This window comes from Paenibacillus elgii NBRC 100335, from assembly GCF_004000865.1.
Taxonomy (GTDB): domain Bacteria; phylum Bacillota; class Bacilli; order Paenibacillales; family NBRC-103111; genus Paenibacillus_G; species Paenibacillus_G elgii.
The window spans coordinates 37,295-58,694 of sequence record NZ_BIMB01000040.1 but is presented as its reverse complement, the minus strand read 5'-3'; the positions used below and the strand labels follow the sequence as shown (position 1 = coordinate 58,694).

Genomic DNA, 21,400 nt, shown 5'->3' with positions numbered 1-21,400 from the left:
GATTGTTAACGTGAACAATACCCACCGGAAGCGCATTTGTCAGGGATCGTTTGCTTAATGCGCTCTCCTTAAATCAAAGGAGCTGACATCGTTGTGAAAAACAAGTTTGCGGCACAATTGTATACGCTGCGTGACGAGCTGGAGAAAGATTTTCCGGGCGTGCTGCGGGAGCTGAAACGGATGGGCTGGAGCGGCGTACAAATTTCCGGTTTGCGGGGCTATACCGCCGAAGAAATCGCAGCCGTCCTCAAGGAGACGGGGCTAGGCACCGCAGGGATGCACGTTAGCTACGAAGCGCTGCAAAACGAGCTTGAAACGATCGTCGAGCAGGCCAAGCTGTTCGGTACGCGCGACCTGATCTGCCCGTTCATCGCCGCTGATCTGCGAGGCGAAGAAGGGTACCGGGCGGTACGCGCCAGGCTGAACGAAGTGGCGGCGAAGCTCGCTCCGCTCGGCTTCCGGCTCAGTTACCACAACCATGCGTTCGAGTTCGAGACGACTGTGAACGGGGTATCCGCGCTCGAATATTTGCTGGAGCCGTCCAAGGACAATGCCGTGCTGGCCGAAGTCGACGTATATTGGGTGAAAAAAGGCGGCCTCGATCCGGTCTCGTTTATCCGCCCTTATGCCGACCGTATGCCGATCATTCACCTGAAGGACATGTCGAATGACGAGCGTCAGACGTTTGCCGAAGTGGGTACGGGCGTCATCGACTTCATCCCGATTCTGCAGTGGGGCGAAGCCAACGGTATCGAATGGTACGCGGTGGAGCAGGACGTTTGTCCGGGCAACCCGCTGGATAGTCTGCAAATCAGCTTAACTAACCTTCATCGCATGGCCGATCAACTGGCGTCCAAGTAAGCGGATCGTCATATTATGCCTGCCCTCGTCGTTTTTGCGCAAGCAGAAACGTCGGGGGTTTTTTGTTTTTTTGTCTACTCGCCGTACCTCAGACATATACATGGGGAAGTGAACTTGTTCGCCGGTCCGAACGTTGAAACGATCCGTTAAGGGAGGGAATGACGTTGAAAAAGCGCATCGTCACACCCGGCTTGCTGCTGGAGCTGGTGCAATGGGGAACGGCCTTTGCGGTCATCGTCGCCGTCTTGATCTCGGGCCGCTGGTTCGCAAAGGCACAGCCGGTCTATCGGTTTGACGTGTTTTTGGACGATCAGCATGTAGGGACGGTCAGCGATCCGGAAGTTGTGAAAAAATGGAAGACTACCCGGTACGAAGAAGTAGGGCGGCAGTACGACAATGCGCGCGTCACGTCCAATCTGGAGCGGCTTAAGTTTGTTCGGTTCGAAGGAAACAAAACGTTCCATGGCGCATACGACAATGAAGCGGTAATCGCCGCGTTGAACGATAAACTAGTTTTTGCTTTCTTGGCTACGGAGATTCGGATTGACGGTACGACGGTCGGCGTCGTGAAGGACGTCTTTAGTGCCGTGGCCCTCCTGGATCAGGTAAAGGCGCCTTTCTTGAATGTGTCCAAGGAGAAGGAGGTTACAATATTGTCGGAGGAAGACACTGGTAACCGGCCGAAGGTGAAAATGACCGCCGAATTTACTCAGGACGTGCAGCTCCTCGAAACGGCTGTCGCCCCGGGCAAGGTCGAGCCGGCCGAAGCGGTGCTGAACCGGATGTTAAGCGGCGCCGCCCAGCCTCTCACGTATACGGTTCAGAAAGGAGACTGCATCTCGTTAATCGCGCAGCGGTTTCAAGTCGCTGCCGATGTGATCCGGGCAAACAATCCGGAGATTAGGAAGGATTTGATCCGTGTCGGACAAACGCTTCAGCTTTCGGTTAATCAGCCGCTTTTGTCGGTCAAAACGGTCGAGACGCGTACCGAGCAAGTCCGGATAGCGAGCGGCATCGTCTACGAAAAAGACAGCGAGCTGCAGGCGGGTGTCATTCAGATCGTGTCCACCGGCAAACCCGGATGGAAGCAGGTGACCTACGAAGCCGTCCGTGTAAACGGCGAGCCTGCAAGTGAGTCGGTGGTCGACGAAACGGTACTCGAATTGCCCGTACGGACGGTGGTGAAGCAAGGGACGAAAGTGATTCCCGGCGTGGGTACGGGCAAGTTTGTCCTGCCGGTGCTGCAGCCCAAAGTAACGAGCGAATTCGGGCTGCGGTGGGGGAAAAATCATAACGGTACGGATTTTGTCTCGGAGCAAAAGACGATTATGGCCGCGGATCACGGCAAGGTGACGTATGCCGGATGGAAATCGGGCTACGGCAACTGCATCGTCATCGATCACCAGAACGGGTACGAGACGCTGTACGGGCATCTTAGCAAAGTCGTAGTCCGCGAAGGGGACGGCGTCAAGAAAGGCGATAAAATCGGCGTGATGGGCAGCACGGGAAACTCGACAGGCGTCCATCTGCATTTCGAGATCATCAAGAACGGCCAACAGCAAAATCCGCTTACATATTTGAGCGTCTGAACCGCAGTTTGACGCTTTTCTTCGCATGTCGCTTGCCTCTGGTTACCCCTCTTTCAATCCCCTCTCCTCCCCAAAGTTTGCAAATCGCGCGGCAAACCGCTACTCTAAAATGTATAGTTACTGAAGTGATCAGTCCTTGCAGGTGAAGCTGCTGAAACTGGGGGAGAACGCATGAGATCCACGCGATGGTTGTGGCGGACCGTCGGCTTTGCCGCGCTGTTATCGACGGTGCTATGCGCTGTCGGATTCGCCTATGGCATCAATCAGATTATTTTTCCGAAGCCCGTTGCGCGCAACGCAACAGAGGCGCCGCAGCAGCCCGCTGCGAAACCGAAGACGGACAATTGGGAAGCGAAGGATCAGATCCGCATCGTGGCGCTAGGAGATTCGCTGAGCGCAGGCACCGGCGATTTGTCGGGCAAAGGGTATGTCGGCGATGTAAGGGACAAGCTGGAGAAGCAGTTGGGCAAGCCGGTGTTTGTTTACAACAATTTTGCGATTCCGGGTTATCGGACGGCCGATTTGCTCAAGGATTGGGACAAGAAAGCCGACATCGCCAAGTCGATTGCCGAGGCTGATCTGGTGCTGCTGACGATCGGGGGCAACGATTTGTTTCAGGGCGGCGCGGGCATCTTCGGCCCGGACGACGGTACGAACGGCACGCCGGCTTCGGAAGGCACGAACGGCGGAACGGGAGCGGGCCCTGCAAAAGGACTGCCGTCACAAGGCGCCGAAGCGCCGAAAAGCACCCCGGGCTCGCCGGATCAGGAAGCCGGAGCGGGCTTTAACCCGAAAGCGGCGGCCGAGCGCATCCCGGATGCATTGAAGCGCCTTGAGCAAATTTTCGACCGGGTCAGCAAGGCAAGCCCGCATGCGCGAATTTTTTACGTCGGCCTGTACCATCCGTTCCTCGATCTGGACCCTCAGCGCGAAGGGGCTCCGGTCATTCAGCAGTGGAACGCGGCGGCGTTCGATTTGGCGAACCGGTACCCGAATATCACAGTGGTGCCGACGTACGATTTGTTCCAGCTGAATTTGAACAAGTATTTATATACGGACCATTTTCATCCGAATCAAGACGGCTATGACCGGATCGCGGAGCGGATCGTCGAAACTTTGAAATAGCGGGGAGGACGGAAGCGCATGGCTCAGGCCGGAGAACAGCACCGGAAAGGCAGAGACGCGGACATTGTTCTGGCGGTCGATAACGTTAAGAAAATGATCGGCAAGCGGCTGATCATCAAAGGTATTTCGTTCGACGTGCGCGCCGGGGAAATCTTCGGCTTTCTCGGACCGAACGGCTCGGGAAAAACGACGACGATCCGCATGCTGGTCGACTTGATCAAGCCGACGGAAGGCTCGATCCGCATCTGCGGCTACGACGTGCAAAGGGAACATAACGAAGCGCTGCAGTACGTCGGCTGTATCGTGGAAAATCCGGAGCTGTATTCGTACCTCAGCGGCTGGGAAAACCTGGAGCATTTTGCCCGCATGCTGCCGGGCGTGGGGGAGAAGCGCATCCGCGAAGTGGTGGACATCGTCGGCATGGATGCGCGCATTCACGATAAAGTCAAAACGTACTCGTTGGGCATGCGGCAGCGTCTCGGTATCGCACAGGCACTGTTGAACGATCCGAAGCTGCTTATTTTGGACGAGCCGACCAACGGTCTCGATCCGCAAGGAATCAAGGAGCTGCGGGAATTTATCCGCCAGCTGGCCGAGACCGGGCTCAGCTTGTTCATTTCCAGCCATCTGCTCAGCGAAATTCAGCAAATGTGCGACCGCGTCGCGATTATAAGCCACGGCGAGGTCATTACGGTCGGCGAGGTATCGTCGCTTGTGGACGAATCCGTCAGCACGGTCGTCTGGAGCGCGCTTCCGGCGGAGACGGCGCTTAAGGTTCTGCAATCGCATCCCGAGGTGCAGTCGGTTTCGTTAGCGGATGAGCCCGGGACGGAGACAGGGGTGCCGCGGCTGGTTGCCCTGCAAAATTCAGAGGCGATTCCTGAGCTGTCAAGGCAGCTCATGGAAGCGGGCGTTGCGCTCCACGGCATCGAAATCAAGCTTCCGACTCTGGAAGATTTATTCCTGAAGCTGACGGAGGGTGAACGCATTGGTTAGTTTGTATCCGCTGGTCAAGAACGAATGCATCAAAATGATCAAAAAAAAGCGGCTGCTCGTCGTGCTGCTTATTTTGGCCGCGATCATCCCGATGTTTACGTATGCGCAGATGAAGGTGGCGGAAAGCAACCGGAAGCAGTTCGGAACGACCGACTGGCGGGTCGAGCAGCGGCAAAAGATTGTGGACTATACCCGCAGTCTCAGCAGCGGGCGCGTGCCCGAGGAATGGAAGCAGTGGCGCCGCGTCGAAGTGAAGCTGGCCCAGTACTATCTGGATAAAGATGTGAATCCGGCCGAGCCGAACGGGGTAACCTTTACTAGAGAGTTTGTGAAAAATGCCGTAAATTTGTTCATTCCTCTCATGGTTATGGTCGTTGCTGCCGATATGGTATCCGGGGAGCATACGACAGGGACGATCAAGCTGCTGCTGACGCGTCCGGTGCAGCGCTGGAAAATCCTTTTGAGCAAGCTGCTGAGTCTGATTTTGTTCACTTCGTTTATCGTGATTGCGACAGCCATTTTATGCTATCTTATTTCTGGCGTCGTATTCGGTTACGGAGGCTGGGACATGCCGGTGTTCTTCGGGTTTCAGGCGAAGGGAACGGAGGTCGACTTCTCGTTCGTCCGTCCGGTGGACAATTGGCTGTACCTGATTATGGAATTGGGACTTGTCTGGTATGCGGCGGTCGTCGTCGCGGTGATGACGCTGATGATCTCGGTGCTCGTGCGCAGCACGGCGGCGGGCATGGGCATCATGCTGGCGCTGCTCATCTCGGGCACGATTTTGACGAATATGGTCTCTTCTTGGGAGGCGGCCAAATATTTGTTCATGGTCAACTTGAACTTAACGACGTATCTCAGCGGGACGCTTCCGCCCATCAAAGGCATGGATTTGCCGTTCTCCTTGGCAGTGTTGACCGTATGGGGAATCGCGTCGGTGATCGTCTCGTTTGCGGTATTCACGAAAAAAGATGTATTGAACTAATCCGTTCAAATGTTATAATGTTGCGGAGACATAGGTGTTTTTAGGGAGGCTGCGATGGCGGATCAACTCGATTTGTTAGGAAAAACGACAGCAGCGCCGGCGGACTACGGTGCAGACGATATCCAGGTGCTCGAAGGATTGGTGGCGGTACGCAAGCGGCCGGGGATGTATATCGGCAGTACCAGCACGTCCGGGCTTCATCATCTGATCTGGGAAATCGTCGATAACGCCGTGGATGAGCACTTGGCCAAGCATTGTTCGCAAATCGACGTGACGATCCATAAGGATCAGTCCGTTACGGTGTGCGACAATGGCCGCGGCATTCCGACCGGCATGCACAAAACGGGGATTCCCACACCGCAGGTGGTGTTTACGATGCTTCATGCCGGCGGTAAGTTCGGCGGCGGGGGATATAAAAAGTCCGGCGGCTTGCACGGCGTAGGCGCTTCCGTGACGAATGCGCTGTCCGAATGGCTTGAAGTGGAAATTTACCGCGAAGGCAAAACACACCGCCAGCGGTTTGAATATTGGGTGGACGATCAGGGCAAGGAGCACGTCGGAGAGCCGGTCACCGGCTTGGAAGTGATCGGTTCGACGCGCAAAAGCGGAACGAAGGTAACGTTCAAGCCCGATAAGCGCGTCTTTCAGGGCGGAACGACGATCAATTTCGACACGCTTTACGAGCGGCTGCAGGAAATCGCCTTTTTGAACTCGGGGCTGAAGGTTACGCTGACCGATCAGCGTGCGGATAAGCAGGAGGAGTTCCAATACGAAGGCGGCGCCAGCCAGTTCGTGCAGTTCTTGAACGAGGAAAAAACGGTGCTGCACGACGTCATTCACTTCGTAGCGGAGAAGGACGAAATCGAAGTCGAAGTGGCGATGCAGTATAACGACGGCTACACGGAGACGATCGTGTCCTTCGTCAATTCGATTCCGACGCGCGGCGGGGGAACGCACGAAACGGGCTTCAAAACCGCCTATACCCGCGTCATGAACGACTATGCGCGCAAGAACGGGATGCTCAAGGAAAAGGAGAAAAACCTGGACGGGCAGGACCTGCGCGAAGGCATGATGGCGGTCATCAACATCAAGATGGGCGAGGTCGAATTCGTCGGCCAGACGAAGGACCAGCTCGGCAGTGCTTCGGCGCGGAGCGCGGTCGATTCGGTCGTCTCCGATAAAATGGCGGTTTTCCTCGAAGAAAATCCGCAAGTCGCGCAGATGATCATGAAGAAGGCGATCCAGTCGGCCAAAGCGCGCGAAGCGGCGAGAAAGGCGCGGGAAGAGGTGCGCAGCGGCAAGAAGGGCAAGAGCGAAAGCTCGAACCTGGGCGGCAAGCTGACGCCGGCGCAATCGAAGGACTATACCCGCAACGAGCTGTTCATCGTCGAAGGCGATTCCGCGGGCGGGTCGGCGAAGCAGGGGCGCGATTCGAAGCATCAGGCGATTTTGCCGCTTAAGGGCAAGCCGATGAACCCGGAGAAAGCCAAGCTGCTCGATATTATGAAAAACGACGAATACAAGGCGATCATCGCCGCGATCGGCGCAGGGGTTGGCCCGGAATTCGACGAGTCGGAAAGCAATTATGCGAAAATTATCATTATGACGGATGCCGATACCGACGGCGCGCATATTCAGGTGCTGCTTCTGACGTTCTTCTACCGGTACATGAAGCCGCTCATTGACGCGGGCAAGGTGTATATCGCCCAGCCGCCGCTGTTCAAGGTGACGAAAAAAGCCGGCAAAAACAGCACGGTCCGTTACGCTTGGACCGACGAGCAGCTGCAGGCGCTGACCAAGGAACTCGGCAGAAATATCGAGCTGCAGCGTTACAAAGGACTCGGTGAGATGAACCCCGACCAGCTCTGGGAAACGACGATGGACCCGGCCACGCGCACGCTGCTGCAGGTGCAGATCGAGGATGCGGCCAAAGCCGAGCGGCGCGTATCTACGCTGATGGGGGATAAAGTCGATCCGCGGAAGCGCTGGATCATCGAGAACGTGGACTTCACGGAATTTGAAGAATAAACGGGGGGGCCTTTTGTGAGTATCTCGGAAAATTTTTTGCCGGCCTTTCTGGAAGAGGTTGTAGGCGACCGGTTCGGCCGGTATTCCAAATATATCATTCAAGACCGCGCGATCCCGGACGTGCGGGACGGCTTAAAGCCGGTTCAGCGGCGTATTCTGTACGCCATGTACGATTCCGGGAACACGCCGGATAAGCCGTACCGCAAATCGGCGAAGACGGTCGGGGATGTAATGGGTAATTACCATCCGCATGGCGACGCTTCGATTTATGAAGGCATGGTGCGGATGGCGCAGCCTTGGAAAATGAGCCATGTCCTGGTTGACGGCCATGGTAACTGGGGCTCGATGGATGACGACCCGCCGGCTGCGATGCGGTATACCGAAGCGCGGTTATCCGAAATCGCCATGGAGCTGCTGCGGGACATCGAGAAGCGGACGGTCCAGTTCAAGGATAACTTCGACAATACGACGAAGGAGCCGGTCGTGCTGCCTTCGCGGTTTCCGAATTTGCTCGTCAACGGCGTCAGCGGCATCTCGTCCGGGTTTGCGACGGAAATTCCGCCGCACAGCCTGCGCGAGGTAGTCAATGCCTGCATTGCGTTGATCGATAAGCCGGACAGCACGCTGGAGGAATTGATGGGCACCATCAAAGGCCCGGATTTTCCGACCGGCGGCATTATTATGGGCTCGGAAGGAATACGCGATGCGTACCGGACCGGCCGGGGCCGCATCTATGTACGGGCGCGTACGGCGATCGAAGACTTGCGCGGCGGACGCCAGCAGATCGTCATTACCGAAATTCCTTATCAAGTTGTGAAATCCCGCCTGGTAACGGCGATGGAAAATATTCGTCTGGAGAAAAAAATTGAAGGCATTGCGGAGGTTCGCGACGAAAGCGGCCGCGAGGGTCTTCGTATTGTCGTCGAGTTAAAAAAGGACGCGGACGCGCAGGGGATTTTGGCGTATTTGTTTAAGAAAACCGACCTGCAGGTGGCCTATAACTTCAACATGGTCGCCATCGTCAACAAGACGCCGAAGCAGCTTGGGCTGCGCGATATGCTGGAGGCCTACATCGACCACCAGAAAGAAGTGGTCACCCACCGCTCGCGATTCGAGCTGGAGAAAGCGGAAGACCGCGCCCATGTGCTCGAAGGGCTGGTTAAGGCGCTCAACATCCTGGACGAGGTTATCGCCGCGATCAAAGCGTCGAAAAACCGTCAGGACGCCCAGAACAACCTCGTTGCCAAGTTCGGCTTTACCGAACGACAAGCCGATGCGATTTTGACGTTGCAGCTGTATCGTTTGACGAATCTGGAGATTCATTCTTTGGAAAAAGAATGGAAGGACGTTCAGAAAACGATCGCGTACCTGAAAGGGATTCTTGGCAGCGAGAAAAAGCTTCTGGCTGTCATTAAGGATGAAATATCGCAAATCCGCGACAAGTACGGCATCGATCGTCGATCGGACATCCAGGACGAAGTGGAAGAGCTTAAAGTCAATCTGGAAGTCATGGTGACGGCTGAAGACGTCTTCGTAACGCTGTCCAGCGAAGGCTATATCAAGCGTACGGGCAAGCTGTCGTTTATCCGCTCCGGCGGCGAGATTGACAAGACGGGATTGAAGGAAGGCGACTATCTTCGCTACCTGCTCGATGTCAATACGCTGGAGAGCCTGCTTATTTTCACGCAGAAAGGGCAATACTTCCTGCTGCCGGTGCATCAAATTCCGGAGTACAAGTGGAAGGAGAACGGCACCGCCATCGTCAACGTCATCCCGATTTCCAAGGACGACCGCATTATTCACGTGCTGCCGGTCAAAGATTTCGAGGAACCGGGCAAGTCGCTTGTGTTCGTTACGCGCAAAGGGCAGGTCAAACGGACCGAACTGAAGGAATATTTTACGAACCGTTCGACCGGGATCGTCGCTTGCAAAGTGGGCGATCAGGACGCGGTGCTCGACGTATTGCTCAGCACGGGCTCAAAGGAGCTGCTGCTGGTGACGAAGCAGGGGATGGCTATCCGCTTCAAGGAAGACGAAGTGAATCCGATGGGGCGTGCCGCTGCCGGGGTGCGCGGTATTCAGCTTAAGGATGACGATGAGGTCGTGGCTGCTGATTGGATTGACGGGGACGAAGGAGAAGTCGTCGTCATGACGGAGCTTGGGTATGCGAAGCGTTCGCTCGTTGCGGATTATCCCGTTCAGGGACGCGGGGGCAAAGGGATTATTACGTTCGAATTCAAGGAGGGCAAGCGGGTAAAGCCGAACGGATCGGAGCTGAAAGGCGCCTTTGTTGTTAAAGAACCGTTCGACCTGACCGCCATCCTTAGTACAGGCGGAAGAGTGACATTCTCGACCGAGCAGACGCCGATCGATGACCGCAAATCTACAGGGAAATACGTCGTACCGGCAAATAAGAACGAAACGGTAACGGATATTTTGAAAATCACTTAATCATAGCTGGTGTATTGCGGCTCGAGCTTTTCGAGCAGCTCCAGCATCAATTGCAGAACGGCCCATACCGGCATCGAATCGTCCAGCTTTTCGAGCCAGTTTGGGTCGTTTATGATTCCTTTGGTCAATGCGGTTTCTCCGATTTTGCGTTTCCAGTCTTCCATTCTTCCACTCCTTGTCTTCCATGGATTGACAAGCTCCGCGTATAGGCGAATGTCCCATGTGCAGTATATGTTGAACTCCGTCAAAAGGTACCCGATTTTATCGTTTTATGTCCTAAAATATTCACGGGGTTAACCTTTAAAAAGACGGAAGTCAATGCTATAATTAGGAAAAAGATTGGTTTTTCGGGAGTGATGATTGTGATAACTCAGGAATTTGCCAAGCTGTGGTGGAAATTGTCCAAAGATTTGCGCACGCATATGGAAACGGAGCTTGCTCCGACGTTGACGGAAGGGCAGCTTACGGTGCTCGAAAGGCTGCTGGCTTCTGAGCAGGACCGGATGAAGCCTTCGGATTTCACCGAGTATTTGGCGACGACGCCCGCGGCGATTACGACGCTGCTTGACCGGATGGAAAAGAGCGGGCTAATCGAAAGAGAGCGTGACGAGAAGGATCGCCGTATCGTGTGGGTATTGGTAACGGAGAAGGGGCGTTTCGAATGCGAACGCGGCGTGCAAATCCGCGAACGTTTTTTGCAGCAATATTTGAGCCGAATTTCCTCGCACAATCAGCAATTGCTTGTATATTTGCTGGGTAAGGTTGCTAATGCTTAGCGTTTTTGTAAACTAAAATACGAAAATATGTTCTCATTCGTCGTGGTGTATGGTATAATGTGGATGCAATAGGGAAAGGCACTCAAGGACGGTTGGCACACCCCTGCCATTGATGGGTTCGCATCAGCGAATCCGGAAGGAGGTGATGCCATGGAAGTAAAGGATGCCGTAACGTTGATGTTCATGTTCGGCATGTTTATTCTCGCTTTACTTTCCTACTTAAAAAAGAAGTAGACCTCCCTTGAGCCTTGGAACCCGAGAGGTCTACCGCTTGGTTATTCCTTGCGCCGATCGCCTTGAGGGCAATCTATTGTAGCGAGGTCGCGGATGCTGGAACATTCGCGGCCTTTCTGGTTTGCAGGCAATAACTTTTTTTGTAAATCCATCATATCATACTCCCGCTTGCTTTGAAAAGACGTTCGGCGATTTTGTACAACCTTGTCGGATGACGGCGCCTGCTCTTTTTCCAATTTCGTCACATATGCGCCGAACGCCGCTCATAGACTTGTATACTGGGGCGAACAAATGTCGACGGATTCGATTTGGAAGCAGAGGAGTGTGTTCGATGGATAGACGACCTTTGGAGCATCTCGGCTTTATGTATGTGCCGCAGCCGATAAGGGAGGATGGCGCGGGCGCGGACGATCCCGGGCCGAGGGATGTGCTGCGGGATCTGGAGAATCCGAACATGCTGGTTCCTCCGGTAACCGACGCCGGCACGGTCCCGAATCTGAAGTTTTCATTCTCCGATACCCATATGCGGCTCGAGCATGGCGGATGGTCCCGGGAAGTTACGGTAAGAGAGCTGCCCATCTCAACCACGATCGCGGGGGTCAACATGCGGTTGACACCGGGAGGCGTGCGTGAGCTGCATTGGCATAAGGAGGCGGAGTGGGCGTTCGTCATGATCGGCAGGGCGCGGATCACCGCGGTCGATTCGAACGGTCGTAATTTTATCGCCGATGTAGGCGTCGGAGACCTATGGTACTTTCCTCCCGGTATTCCGCATTCCATTCAAGGGCTGGAAGAAGGCTGCGAGTTTCTGCTCGTGTTCGATAACGGCAGCTTCTCCGAGAATGATACGTTCACCATCTCCGATTGGCTGGCGCATACGCCGAAGGACGTGCTGGCCGCAAACGTCGGCGTGCCCGAAAGCGCCTTTGCGCATGTCCCGAAGCACCAGCGTTATATGTTCCAGGCGCCGGTACCCGGTCCGATCCAGACCCAGCAGGTTCCCGATCCGTACGGCACCGTCCCGCAGAGCTTCACGTACAGGCTGCTTGCACAGGAGCCGATCCGGACGCCGGGCGGAACGGCGCGAATCGTAGATTCCCGCAACTTTCCCGTCTCGGTGGCTATCGCCGCCGCGCTGGTAGAGATTGAACCGGGAGGCATGCGGGAGCTGCACTGGCACCCGAACAGCGATGAATGGCAGTACTACCTTACGGGACAGGGGCGCATGACCGCCTTTGCCGCGAACGGCACGGCCCGCACGTTCGATTACAGAGCCGGCGACGTAGGCTACGTGCCCGCCGCTTTCGGCCACTATATCCAGAATACCGGCAGCGACACGCTATGGTTTCTCGAAATGTTCAAAAGTTCGCACTTTGCCGACGTATCGCTAAATCAATGGATGGCGCTGACTCCGAGCGAACTGATCCAGGAGACCTTGTATGTCGGTTCGGAGCTGCTGGGAGCGCTGCGCAAGGAGAAGTGGCCGGTCGTCAAATACCCGAGGTCTTAAGTGTTCAGCTGTTGAGGGTCGGCGATGCGGATCGGAAGTAAAACTAACGTAGGATAAAGCGATCGGCCGGATGGGTCGGCAGATTCATTTTTTGAAACATAAGAAGGAAATGCATTCCATCTATCGAAATACTTGCTCCTGTATGCCATATCTTACATGCTTACAAGCAGGAGGAACGCTATGACGATGAAAAACACCATGTTAACGATGGCGCTGCTTGCCGGTTTTGCGGCGGTGAGCGTCATCCCGGCAAGCGCCGTGCCTCAAGCGTATGCGGCGAATTACGATAAGGCGCTCATTCAGGAGGTCAACGATCGGTACGAACGGCTGGAAGCGAAATATCGGGGGATGTACGAGGAAGACAAAAAGAAATCGACCGATGCCTACAACGCTTTTTATGGGCAAATTCATGGCGAACAGCGCATATTGGACAAGCTGCTTGAAGAGGACCTCAATTACTTGACGACGCTGCTGGATAAGGATTATAAAAGTTTGGCCGAGCAATACAGCGGCAGCAGCCATCGGGATGCGCTGAACGCGTATAAGCGGGAAATCAATCCGAAATATTCGTCCGGGGCGCTGTGGAAATATGCGACAGGCAACAACGAGAACTATTCGTCAAGCACGCATTGGAACTTCGCCACGCAGATCAATGAAAATTACAGCTCCTCGCTGATGTGGAAATATCATAACGAGAACAATCCGAACTATTCGGGAAGCACCATGTGGGACTTTTCCAACGAAATGAACCCAAAATACTCCGGCAGCAAGATGTGGGAGCTTCATAACGAATCGAATGAAAACTACTCCGGCAGCACCATGTCGAAGTACCGCCTTGGAAATTTGTCACGAGCGGAAGCGGAGGAAAAAATCAATAAAATCTTGATCGATGGCGAAAAAGACCTGCAATCGATTCGGGATAAAGCCGTCGCTTCGTTGGAGAATACGGAAAAGAATACGATTCAAGAGCTGACAGCTCTGCGTGATACGACGGTGAAAAAGGTGCTGAGTCAGCGCGCCGATTCCCTGGAGGAAATTATGGCACTCCGTAAGCAGCATTTCGGCGGGGGGCTGGAGATCAAGCCGCTCTACATCAGCTTCGAAGCCATCAAGGTAATCATCGATGGGGAGCTTCAAACCTTTGAGCAGCCCCCAGTCAACAAAGACGGCAATGTGCTGGTTCCGATGCGGGCCATTTTCGAGCGGCTCGGCGCTGTAATTTCCTGGAACGAGACCGAGCGCTCGGTGACGGCGACCAAAGGCGGCACGACGATTTACCTGCAAATCGGCAGCACGCAGCCGACGGTGAACGGGACACCGAAGCCGCTGGAAGTTCCGGCGCAGCTCGTTAATTCCAGCACGATGGTGCCGGTGCGCTTCATCAGCGAGGCACTCGGTAGCGAAGTGAGCTGGGACCAGGCGGCCCAGACGGTGTATATCAAGACAAAATAAAGGCCATACATCAAAAAAGCAAAACCTCCGACACCACCTGAATCGTGGTTTCGGAGGTTTTTCGCGTCTTTACACCGCTCCTGCGGCCTTGAGGTCCCAGAGCAGCCAGGGAAAGGCTTCCGGCGGCTCCGACGTGAAGCGGAGCGTTTCCTGTGTGACCGGGTGCGTGAATTCGAGCAGAGTGGACCACAGCGCGATCTGCTGACCGGGCTTCGCCAGAGCGCCGCCGTACCGCTGATCGCCTACGAGCGGGGAGCCGATGGCCGCGAACTGGACGCGGATTTGATGCGGCCGTCCGGTGTGCAGCTCGACCTGCACGAGCGACAAGCCGTCCCGGCCGGACAGGACACGGTAATCGAGCACCGCCTCCTTGGCGCCGGTCTTCGAGGCGGGAACGACGGACACCATATTGGTCTTGGTATCTTTCAGCAAATGATGCCGCAGCGTTCCTTGAGGCTCTTTGGGCCTGCCGTTAACGACAGCTGTGTACACTTTGCGGATCGTACGCGTACGGACCGCATCGGAGAGCCGGGAGGCCGCCTTAGAGGTTTTGGCGAATACCATGACGCCTCCTACTGGCCGGTCAAGCCGGTGCACCAGACCAAGATACACGTTGCCCGGTTTTTGGTGCCGTTCCTTCAGATCGGTTTTGATCAGCGTCAGCAGATCGGGGTCCCGGGAGGCGTCCTCCTGCGTCGGAACGTTCGGCGGCTTAACGACGACGATGACGTGATTGTCCTCGTAGAGCACCGGCACGTGCGGATGAGAGCCGCCCATACGTTATGCCTCCCAGCGGCCGAGAATGCCGCACGGCAGCATCAGCTTCGAGGCCGTAATCGGCAGGCCGATCTCGCCACAGGTGATCGTTCCGCCATGGCTCCGGCCGAGAGACAGCGCAAGAGTGTTGTGGAGCACCGTGGCGGAAATGCCCGTCGTATAGGAATTGATGAGGAAAAACAAAGGCTTGTCCGTCAAAATGCTCATGCACGTTTCCACAAACGGAAACAGGTTCGTCTCCAGCTTCCATGTTTCGCCGTTCGGTCCGCGTCCGTACGATGGCGGGTCCATAATAATGGCGTCGTATTTACTGCCGCGTCGCTGCTCGCGCTGGACGAATTTGAACACGTCGTCCGTAATGAAGCGCACCGGACGATCCCCGAGACCGGACAGCTGCAGGTTTTCTTTCGCCCACTGCACGACACCCTTGGATGCGTCGACGTGACATACCTCGGCGCCTGCCGAAGCACACGCGACGGAAGCGCCGCCGGTATAAGCGAACAGATTCAGCACGCGGATCGGCCGGCCGGCGCTGCGGATTTTATCCATCATCCAGCTCCAGTTGACGGCTTGTTCCGGGAACAGGCCGGTGTGCTTGAAGCCGGTTGGTTTAATATGAAACGACAGCCCGCGGTACGAGATCGTCCAGCGCTCCGGAATGTCCTTGCGGTATTCCCAGTTGCCGCCGCCGCTGGAGCTGCGGTGGTAATGGGCGTCGGCACCGCGCCATACGCCCGTCTCCTGGGGCAGCGGCCAAATAATTTGCGGATCGGGACGCCGCAGGACGATGCTGCCCCAGCGCTCCAGCTTCTCGCCGCCTCCGGTGTCGATCAATTCGTAATCTTTCCAATCTTGTGCAGCAAACATAAGTAGCGACCATCCTTTAGTTTGATTTCCAGTCTCAGCATTGCCCATTCAGCAAAGCCGTTATTCTTCAACATTTTACACGATTCCGGCAGACGAATCCATCGGCCGGACGCAAAAAACCGGAGACGCCCCGAAAGAGCGCTCCGGCTTGTTCATTATTGTGCGACTTTTTTTCGTAAAGATGTATTACTTAGCCTTAGGCAGGTCGAGCTTCTCGATCAATCCCGGCAGCTCTTGATCCATAAACGTACGGTAAGCTTTGGTCATTGTGTCATTCTTAAGCTCGTCCTTCACTTCGTCGAACGACTGCGTAGAACGGGCTTCGACGCGCATGATATGGTAGCCGTACTCCGTCTCCACCGGCTCGCTGATCTTGTTCAGCTCCAGTTCGACAGCCGCCTTCTTAAACGCGTCGGTCCAGCCCGTTACCGGCTGGTTCTCGTATAGACCGCCCGAATCTTTGGAGCCCGGGTCGTCGGTGTACTGCTTAGCCAGCGCGGCGAAATCCTCGCCGTTTTTCAGCTTCGCGGCAATGTCGAGCGCCAGCTTCTTAGCATCGTCCTTCGAGCGCTCTTTGCCGGTGGAGTCCTCGAAGCCGATCAAAATATGCCGCACGGACGCTTCTACGAACTCGCCGGTTTTCGCTGCAATGGCCGCATCGTAGGTTTCCTTCAGCTTCGCGTCGGTCGCTTGGGTGGAGAGGGCCTCTCCGGCGGCGAGGTAGAGACCAAGATAGTCGCGCACATCCTGCTCGGTTAATCCTTCTTTGGCCAGCAAGGAGGCAATGTCCTCGGTTTGGTGCAGTTCGATCAAATATTTTTTTATTTCCCCATATTCTTTGTCGACTTCAGCGGGGAGGGCGGCTTTCTGCTCTGCGGTAATCCGCCCGGCTAATACTTTGTATGCGATCATATGCTTTAGGAACTGTTCGTCAACCTCGCCGGAACTGTTCAGCAAGTGCAAGACCGAAGCGAACTTGTTGGCCTCGCCCCATGTAATCTGCCCGCCCTTGTAGGCTGCGACGACGGCATTCGGATCGCCTTTCTTGCCGACCCAGATCGTCCCGCTGTTTTCGTCCCAGCTTACATCCTTGCCGAGCGCTTCGCTGACGAATCGGAGCGGCACGTAGGTCGTGCCGTTATAGATGAAACCTTGTCCCTGCTCGGCGGTCGGTTTTTTCTCTACACCGTCGAACATATATTTGAGCTGCTTAAAATATACCTCAATTTGAGTGCCGCTCGCATAGGCGACCGATCCCGTCAGCATGACGCCCAGCGATAAGCCCAGCGCCAAACCTTTCAGCTTGTCATTCATACATTAATCCATCCTCTCTCTTTGGGTGTGACTTACTACTTCCACAAAGGGAAGCAAAATCCTTTTTTTTCATCTTTTCGGAATGACGCCGTTTTTGCCAAATTCTGAATTCACGAAGAATTTGCACTTTTCAGACAGGAATTTATTCAAGCGCGTAGTATTTGTGTAAGTAGAGACAGAAACAATCATCGAAAAGGGGGATGAACGGAACGTGATGAGCTTGATCCCCGGTCCGGAGGACTTGTATCTGTTCCACGAAGGCAATTTATTCCGAAGCTACCGGATGCTTGGCGCCCATCTGGCCGAGTCGGAGGGGGAACGCGGCGTCCGCTTCGCTGTCTGGGCTCCTCACGCCCGCGAGGTCCGGGTGGTCGGCGACTTCAATTGCTGGGACGGCTCGGGTCATGCGATGAACAAGGTCAGCACCTGGGGCGTCTGGTCGTTGTTCGTGCCCGGTGTCCGGGAAGGAGAGTACTACAAATACGAAATCATTACCTCTGCCGGAACGCTACTGTATAAAGCCGATCCGTACGCGTTCTGGTCCGAGCTCAAGCCGGGAACGGCTTCGCGCATTTGCTCCCTGGACGGCTACGAATGGACCGACCAGGAATGGCAATCGCGCAAAACGTCCCAATCCGTCTACCGCTCCCCGTTAAACATTTATGAAGTGCATCTCGGCACCTGGAAAAAAAAGCCTGATGGTGCCTACTATTCCTACCGCGAACTCGCAAGCGAACTGGTCGATTACGTGAAAGAGATGGGGTACACCCATATCGAGCTGCTTCCGCTTGCCGAACATCCTTACGACCGGTCCTGGGGCTATCAGGCAACCGGCTACTATTCAGTCACCAGCCGCTTCGGCACGCCGAAAGATTTCATGTATTTCGTCGACCGCTGTCACCAGGCGGGGATCGGCGTCATTATGGACTGGGTGCCGGGCCATTTCGTCAAAGACGAGCACGGTCTGCGGCAGTTTGACGGCCAGCCGCTTTATGAGCACAGCGATCCCGCTTTAGCCGAGAAGCCCGAATGGGGCACGCTCGCCTTCGATTTTTCCAAACCGGAAGTCGTCAGCTTCCTGATCTCGAACGCGATGTTCTGGATGGATATGTACCATATTGACGGACTGCGCGTCGATGCGGTCGCGAGCCTCCTTTATTTGAATTTCGGCAAGCCGCGCGGGCAGTGGGTCAAGAATGTCAACGGGGGAGATGAGAATCTCGAGGCGATTGCTTTCCTGAAAAAATTGAATCGCACGGTATTCGCTTGTTATCCCGATGCGCTGATGATGGCCGAAGATTCGACCGCCTGGCCGCTCGTGACGACGCCGGTTGATGCCGGGGGCCTCGGATTCAACTACAAGTGGAACATGGGCTGGATGAATGACATGCTGAAATACATGGAGACGGACCCGTATTTCCGCCCGGCAAGCCACGGGCTGCTGACGTTCAGCTTCATGTACGCCTTCTCCGAGAATTATGTGCTGCCGCTGTCGCACGATGAAGTGGTGCACGGCAAAAAATCGCTGCTCAACAAAATGCCCGGGGATTATTGGCGCAAGTTCGCGAATTTGCGGGTGCTCTTCGGCTATATGATGGGTCATCCGGGCAAAAAGCTGCTGTTTATGGGCGGCGAATTCGGACAGTTTGATGAATGGAAGGACCTGGAGGATCTGGATTGGGAGATGCTCGGCTACGACAGCCACCGCAGCATGCACCGGTACGTCCGGGACTTGAACCAATTGTATCTGCGCGAGTCGGCGCTCTGGGAACTGGACCATCAACCGGAGGGGTTCGCCTGGATCGACCCTCACGACCAGCGTCAGAGCGTGACGACGTTTATGCGCAGCTCCGGCAATCCGGAAGACGTGCTCGTGATCGTCTGCAACTTTACGCCTGTGTATCATGCCAAGTATCGGATCGGCGTCCCGTTCGCCGGAGAGTACGTGGAGCTATTCAACAGCGACGCAGGCGAATACGGCGGTTCCGGCAAGCTGAACGAGGGCATACTGCGGACGGAAGACGTCCCGTGGCACGATCGGCAGGACAGCCTGCATATTTCGCTGCCTCCGCTGGCAGCCGTCATCTTCAAGCCCGTCAAAATCAAACGCAAGCGGAGCAAGACGACTACGAGAAGGGGGAAAGCCGATGCGTAAAAAAGAGTGTGTGGCGATGCTGCTGGCCGGCGGGGAAGGAAGGCGTCTGGGCGTCCTGACCAGCAAGCTGGCGAAGCCTGCGGTTCATTTTGGCGGAAAATACCGGATCATCGATTTCACCCTCAGCAACTGCACGAACTCAGGCATCGACACGGTCGGTGTCTTGACGCAGTACCAGCCGCTGGTGCTGAACACGTATATCGGAATCGGATCGCCGTGGGATTTGGACCGCAAGAGCGGCGGCGTGACGGTGCTGCCCCCTTATATGGAGCAGAGCGGCGGCGATTGGTACAAGGGAACGGCGAACGCCATCTACCGCAATATTTCGTTCATCGAGCAGTATGACCCGGAGTACGTGCTGGTCATCTCCGGCGACCATATTTACAAGATGGATTACGACCGGATGCTCGATTTCCATAAAAGCAAATCGGCCGATTGCACGATCGCTGTTATCGAAGTGAAGTGGGAGGAAGCGAGCCGCTTCGGCCTGATGAGCACGGATGGCGAAGACCGGATTACCGAGTTTGCCGAGAAACCGAAGGAGCCGAAAAGCAATCTGGCCTCGATGGGCATTTATATTTTCAATTGGCAGGCGCTCAAGGAATACTTGATCAAGGATGAGGCCAATCCCGAATCGAGTAAGGACTTTGGCAAAGACGTCATTCCGCTGATGCTGAACGACGGGCGGCCGCTCTTTGCGTATCCTTTTGAAGGCTATTGGAAGGATGTCGGGACGATCCAGAGCTTGTGGGAAGCCAATATGGACCTGCTGGAGGATGAGCCCGAATTCAATCTGAACGATAGGGAATGGCGCATTTATTCGGTCAATCCGTGTCAGCCCGGGCAGTACGTGGCCCCGACGGCGCAGGTCCGGCGGTCGCTCATCAACGAAGGCTGCTGCGTGTTCGGCGAGGTCGATCATTCCGTGCTGTTCTACGGCGTGCAGGTCGGCGAGGACACAGTCATCCGGGACTCCGTCATTATGCCGAACGTGACGATCGGCAGCAACGTAAGCATCCATAAGGCGATTATCGGCGAAGGAACGGTCGTGGAAGACGGGTGCGTCATCGGGCAACCGGACGGGGACGGCGGCGGGGATATTGTGTTGATCGGCAGCAACGAGCGTATCGGTAGGGCCACTAGCGCCTCTGGGAAAGGGTGAAGCCGCATGAAGCGAATGATGGGCGTAATCAATCTTGTCAACGAGCGGGACGATTTGGAGGAGCTGACCTATTCCCGGTGCGTCGCGTCGGTGCCGTTCGGCGCCAGGTACCGGCTGATCGATTTTGCATTGTCCAATATGGTGAATTCGGGCATTGAGAATGTCGCCGTATTCACGCAGCATAAATACCGGTCTCTGATGGACCATCTCGGGTCTGGAAAAGAATGGGACCTGGACCGCAAGCGCGGCGGATTGTTCATCCTGCCCGCCGTCCTTCACGGGGACACCGGACTGGCGCGGGGGGATCTGTTCCAGTTCTACAGCCACCGCGATTACTTTTACCGCGGCCGGCAGGATTATGTGATCATCTCCCGCAGCCATATCGTCTGCAATATCGACTACAATGCCGTGCTGGATTACCATCTGGAGAAGGGCGCCGATATCACGATCGTCTACAAAAAGTCGGATAACGACGAATGCGCCTCCTTCCGCCGGATGGCCATCAAGGAAGACGGCCGAGTCACGGTGATCGAAGATCATTCGGGGCGTCTGCGCACCGACAACGTATCCATGGAAATGTACGTCATGAGCAAGGAGCTGCTGCTCGATATGGTCGAATCGTGCCTCGCCCAAGGCTACGATCATCTCGTCCGCGACGGGATTATGAAGAACGTCGACAAGCTCGGCGTTTACGGCTACCTTCATGAAGGCCATACTGGCATAGTAAATACGATCCAAAGCTACTACAAGCACAGCATGCAATTGCTCAATCCGAAACTATGGCGCGAGCTGTTCTTCCAGAAGAACCTGATCTACACCAAGGTCAAGGACGAACCGCCGGCCCGCTACGCCGAGAATGCCCATGCCCGCAACGCGCTGATCGCCAACGGCTGCATCATCGAAGGCAAGGTGGAGAACAGCATCTTGTTCCGCGGGGTCAAAATCCGCAAGGGCGCGTACGTCAAAAACAGCATCATTCTGCAAAACTGCGAGATTGAAGAAAATGTCATTATCGAGAACGCGATCTTGGACAAAGACGTGTTTATCAGCCGCGGCCGCGTGCTGACCGGCGATAAGCAAGCGCCGTTTATCGCTTCGAAGACGAAGGTGATTTAATA

The 21,400-nt window shown here is 55.4% G+C and carries 18 protein-coding genes; 14 read left to right on the top strand and 4 right to left on the bottom strand.

Features of this window, described 5'->3' with window-relative positions; all coding sequences use genetic code 11:
• Positions 1-93 precede the first annotated feature (93 nt).
• From PEL01S_RS24520 to gyrA, 7 genes are all read left to right on the top strand, one after another.
• The gene (locus PEL01S_RS24520; protein WP_127462122.1) at positions 94-861 is read left to right on the top strand and encodes a sugar phosphate isomerase/epimerase family protein; all 768 of its coding nucleotides are present in this window, start codon (positions 94-96) and stop codon (positions 859-861) included.
• 164 nt (positions 862-1,025) lie between these two features.
• Positions 1,026-2,450, top strand: coding sequence for a M23 family metallopeptidase (locus PEL01S_RS24515; RefSeq protein ID WP_163768324.1), 1,425 nt, complete (start codon positions 1,026-1,028; stop codon positions 2,448-2,450).
• 171 nt (positions 2,451-2,621) lie between these two features.
• Complete coding sequence (locus tag PEL01S_RS24510; RefSeq protein ID WP_127462120.1) at positions 2,622-3,575, top strand: GDSL-type esterase/lipase family protein; 954 nt, start codon at positions 2,622-2,624, stop codon at positions 3,573-3,575.
• Positions 3,576-3,593: 18 nt separating this feature from the next.
• On the top strand, positions 3,594-4,571 hold the full coding sequence (locus PEL01S_RS24505; protein WP_127462119.1) for an ABC transporter ATP-binding protein: 978 nt from the start codon (positions 3,594-3,596) through the stop codon (positions 4,569-4,571).
• Positions 4,564-5,556, top strand: a complete 993-nt coding sequence (locus tag PEL01S_RS24500; RefSeq protein WP_063183962.1) for a DUF2705 family protein — start codon at positions 4,564-4,566, stop codon at positions 5,554-5,556. The genes PEL01S_RS24505 and PEL01S_RS24500 overlap by 8 nt, the downstream gene beginning before the upstream one ends.
• A gap of 54 nt (positions 5,557-5,610) precedes the next feature.
• Entirely contained in the window at positions 5,611-7,584 is a 1,974-nt protein-coding gene (gene parE, locus PEL01S_RS24495) for a DNA topoisomerase IV subunit B (RefSeq protein ID WP_127462118.1), read from the top strand.
• Between the two features lie 15 nt (positions 7,585-7,599).
• Positions 7,600-10,035, top strand: coding sequence for a DNA gyrase subunit A (gene gyrA / locus PEL01S_RS24490; RefSeq protein WP_127462117.1), 2,436 nt, complete (start codon positions 7,600-7,602; stop codon positions 10,033-10,035).
• Here gyrA and PEL01S_RS34620 read toward each other — a convergent pair.
• Positions 10,032-10,199 carry a hypothetical protein gene (locus tag PEL01S_RS34620; RefSeq protein WP_010496499.1) on the bottom strand — a complete coding sequence of 56 codons (168 nt, stop codon included), beginning with the start codon at positions 10,197-10,199 and terminating at the stop codon, positions 10,032-10,034. The two genes, gyrA and PEL01S_RS34620, sit on opposite strands and share 4 nt — an antisense overlap.
• A gap of 192 nt (positions 10,200-10,391) precedes the next feature.
• On the opposite strand from PEL01S_RS34620, the gene PEL01S_RS24485 reads away from it, so the two are divergent.
• From PEL01S_RS24485 to PEL01S_RS24475, 4 genes are all read left to right on the top strand, one after another.
• Entirely contained in the window at positions 10,392-10,811 is a 420-nt protein-coding gene (locus PEL01S_RS24485; RefSeq protein ID WP_204343684.1) for a MarR family winged helix-turn-helix transcriptional regulator, read from the top strand.
• A gap of 150 nt (positions 10,812-10,961) precedes the next feature.
• Positions 10,962-11,045: a putative holin-like toxin gene (locus PEL01S_RS35370; protein ID WP_220389023.1), complete on the top strand. Its 84-nt coding sequence runs from the start codon at positions 10,962-10,964 to the stop codon at positions 11,043-11,045.
• Positions 11,046-11,376: 331 nt separating this feature from the next.
• Positions 11,377-12,555: an oxalate decarboxylase family bicupin gene (locus tag PEL01S_RS24480; protein WP_127462116.1), complete on the top strand. Its 1,179-nt coding sequence runs from the start codon at positions 11,377-11,379 to the stop codon at positions 12,553-12,555.
• A 180-nt stretch (positions 12,556-12,735) separates the two neighbouring features.
• The gene (locus tag PEL01S_RS24475) at positions 12,736-14,007 is read left to right on the top strand and encodes a copper amine oxidase N-terminal domain-containing protein (RefSeq protein WP_127462115.1); all 1,272 of its coding nucleotides are present in this window, start codon (positions 12,736-12,738) and stop codon (positions 14,005-14,007) included.
• Between the two features lie 69 nt (positions 14,008-14,076).
• Here PEL01S_RS24475 and PEL01S_RS24470 read toward each other — a convergent pair whose 3' ends face one another.
• The 3 genes from PEL01S_RS24470 to PEL01S_RS24460 all read right to left on the bottom strand — a co-directional run bounded on the left by PEL01S_RS24470 (position 14,077) and on the right by PEL01S_RS24460 (position 16,965).
• Complete coding sequence (locus PEL01S_RS24470; RefSeq protein WP_127462114.1) at positions 14,077-14,784, bottom strand: RluA family pseudouridine synthase; 708 nt, start codon at positions 14,782-14,784, stop codon at positions 14,077-14,079.
• A gap of 3 nt (positions 14,785-14,787) precedes the next feature.
• Positions 14,788-15,651, bottom strand: a complete 864-nt coding sequence (locus PEL01S_RS24465) for a class I SAM-dependent methyltransferase (protein WP_063183971.1) — start codon at positions 15,649-15,651, stop codon at positions 14,788-14,790.
• Between the two features lie 186 nt (positions 15,652-15,837).
• On the bottom strand, positions 15,838-16,965 hold the full coding sequence (locus PEL01S_RS24460; protein WP_063183972.1) for a peptidylprolyl isomerase: 1,128 nt from the start codon (positions 16,963-16,965) through the stop codon (positions 15,838-15,840).
• 214 nt (positions 16,966-17,179) lie between these two features.
• Between PEL01S_RS24460 and glgB the strand changes: the two genes are divergently transcribed.
• Genes glgB through glgD form a run of 3 tightly spaced genes read left to right on the top strand, consistent with a single transcriptional unit; the run spans position 17,180 to position 21,398 of the window.
• A complete protein-coding gene (gene glgB, locus PEL01S_RS24455) occupies positions 17,180-19,120 on the top strand; it encodes a 1,4-alpha-glucan branching protein GlgB (protein WP_174807001.1) in 1,941 nt (646 codons plus the stop codon).
• Positions 19,113-20,282 carry a glucose-1-phosphate adenylyltransferase gene (locus tag PEL01S_RS24450; protein WP_063183976.1) on the top strand — a complete coding sequence of 390 codons (1,170 nt, stop codon included), beginning with the start codon at positions 19,113-19,115 and terminating at the stop codon, positions 20,280-20,282. Before glgB ends, PEL01S_RS24450 begins: the two co-directional genes overlap by 8 nt.
• Before the next feature lie 6 nt (positions 20,283-20,288).
• Positions 20,289-21,398: a glucose-1-phosphate adenylyltransferase subunit GlgD gene (gene glgD / locus PEL01S_RS24445; RefSeq protein WP_174806999.1), complete on the top strand. Its 1,110-nt coding sequence runs from the start codon at positions 20,289-20,291 to the stop codon at positions 21,396-21,398.
• Positions 21,399-21,400: the final 2 nt, after the last annotated feature.

Bases quoted from the DNA above. Each gene is read 5' to 3' on its own strand.
- PEL01S_RS24510 (WP_127462120.1), top strand. From the start codon at position 2,622: ATGAGATCCACGCGATGGTTGTGGCGGACCGTCGGCTTTGCCGCGCTG.
- PEL01S_RS24505 (WP_127462119.1), top strand. From the start codon at position 3,594: ATGGCTCAGGCCGGAGAACAGCACCGGAAAGGCAGAGACGCGGACATT.
- parE (WP_127462118.1), top strand. From the start codon at position 5,611: ATGGCGGATCAACTCGATTTGTTAGGAAAAACGACAGCAGCGCCGGCG.
- PEL01S_RS34620 (WP_010496499.1), bottom strand. From the start codon at position 10,199: ATGGAAGACTGGAAACGCAAAATCGGAGAAACCGCATTGACCAAAGGA.
- PEL01S_RS24485 (WP_204343684.1), top strand. From the start codon at position 10,392: ATGATTGTGATAACTCAGGAATTTGCCAAGCTGTGGTGGAAATTGTCC.
- PEL01S_RS35370 (WP_220389023.1), top strand. From the start codon at position 10,962: ATGGAAGTAAAGGATGCCGTAACGTTGATGTTCATGTTCGGCATGTTT.
- PEL01S_RS24480 (WP_127462116.1), top strand. From the start codon at position 11,377: ATGGATAGACGACCTTTGGAGCATCTCGGCTTTATGTATGTGCCGCAG.
- PEL01S_RS24475 (WP_127462115.1), top strand. From the start codon at position 12,736: ATGACGATGAAAAACACCATGTTAACGATGGCGCTGCTTGCCGGTTTT.
- PEL01S_RS24470 (WP_127462114.1), bottom strand. From the start codon at position 14,784: ATGGGCGGCTCTCATCCGCACGTGCCGGTGCTCTACGAGGACAATCAC.
- PEL01S_RS24465 (WP_063183971.1), bottom strand. From the start codon at position 15,651: ATGTTTGCTGCACAAGATTGGAAAGATTACGAATTGATCGACACCGGA.
- PEL01S_RS24460 (WP_063183972.1), bottom strand. From the start codon at position 16,965: ATGAATGACAAGCTGAAAGGTTTGGCGCTGGGCTTATCGCTGGGCGTC.
- glgB (WP_174807001.1), top strand. From the start codon at position 17,180: ATGAGCTTGATCCCCGGTCCGGAGGACTTGTATCTGTTCCACGAAGGC.
- PEL01S_RS24450 (WP_063183976.1), top strand. From the start codon at position 19,113: ATGCGTAAAAAAGAGTGTGTGGCGATGCTGCTGGCCGGCGGGGAAGGA.
- glgD (WP_174806999.1), top strand. From the start codon at position 20,289: ATGAAGCGAATGATGGGCGTAATCAATCTTGTCAACGAGCGGGACGAT.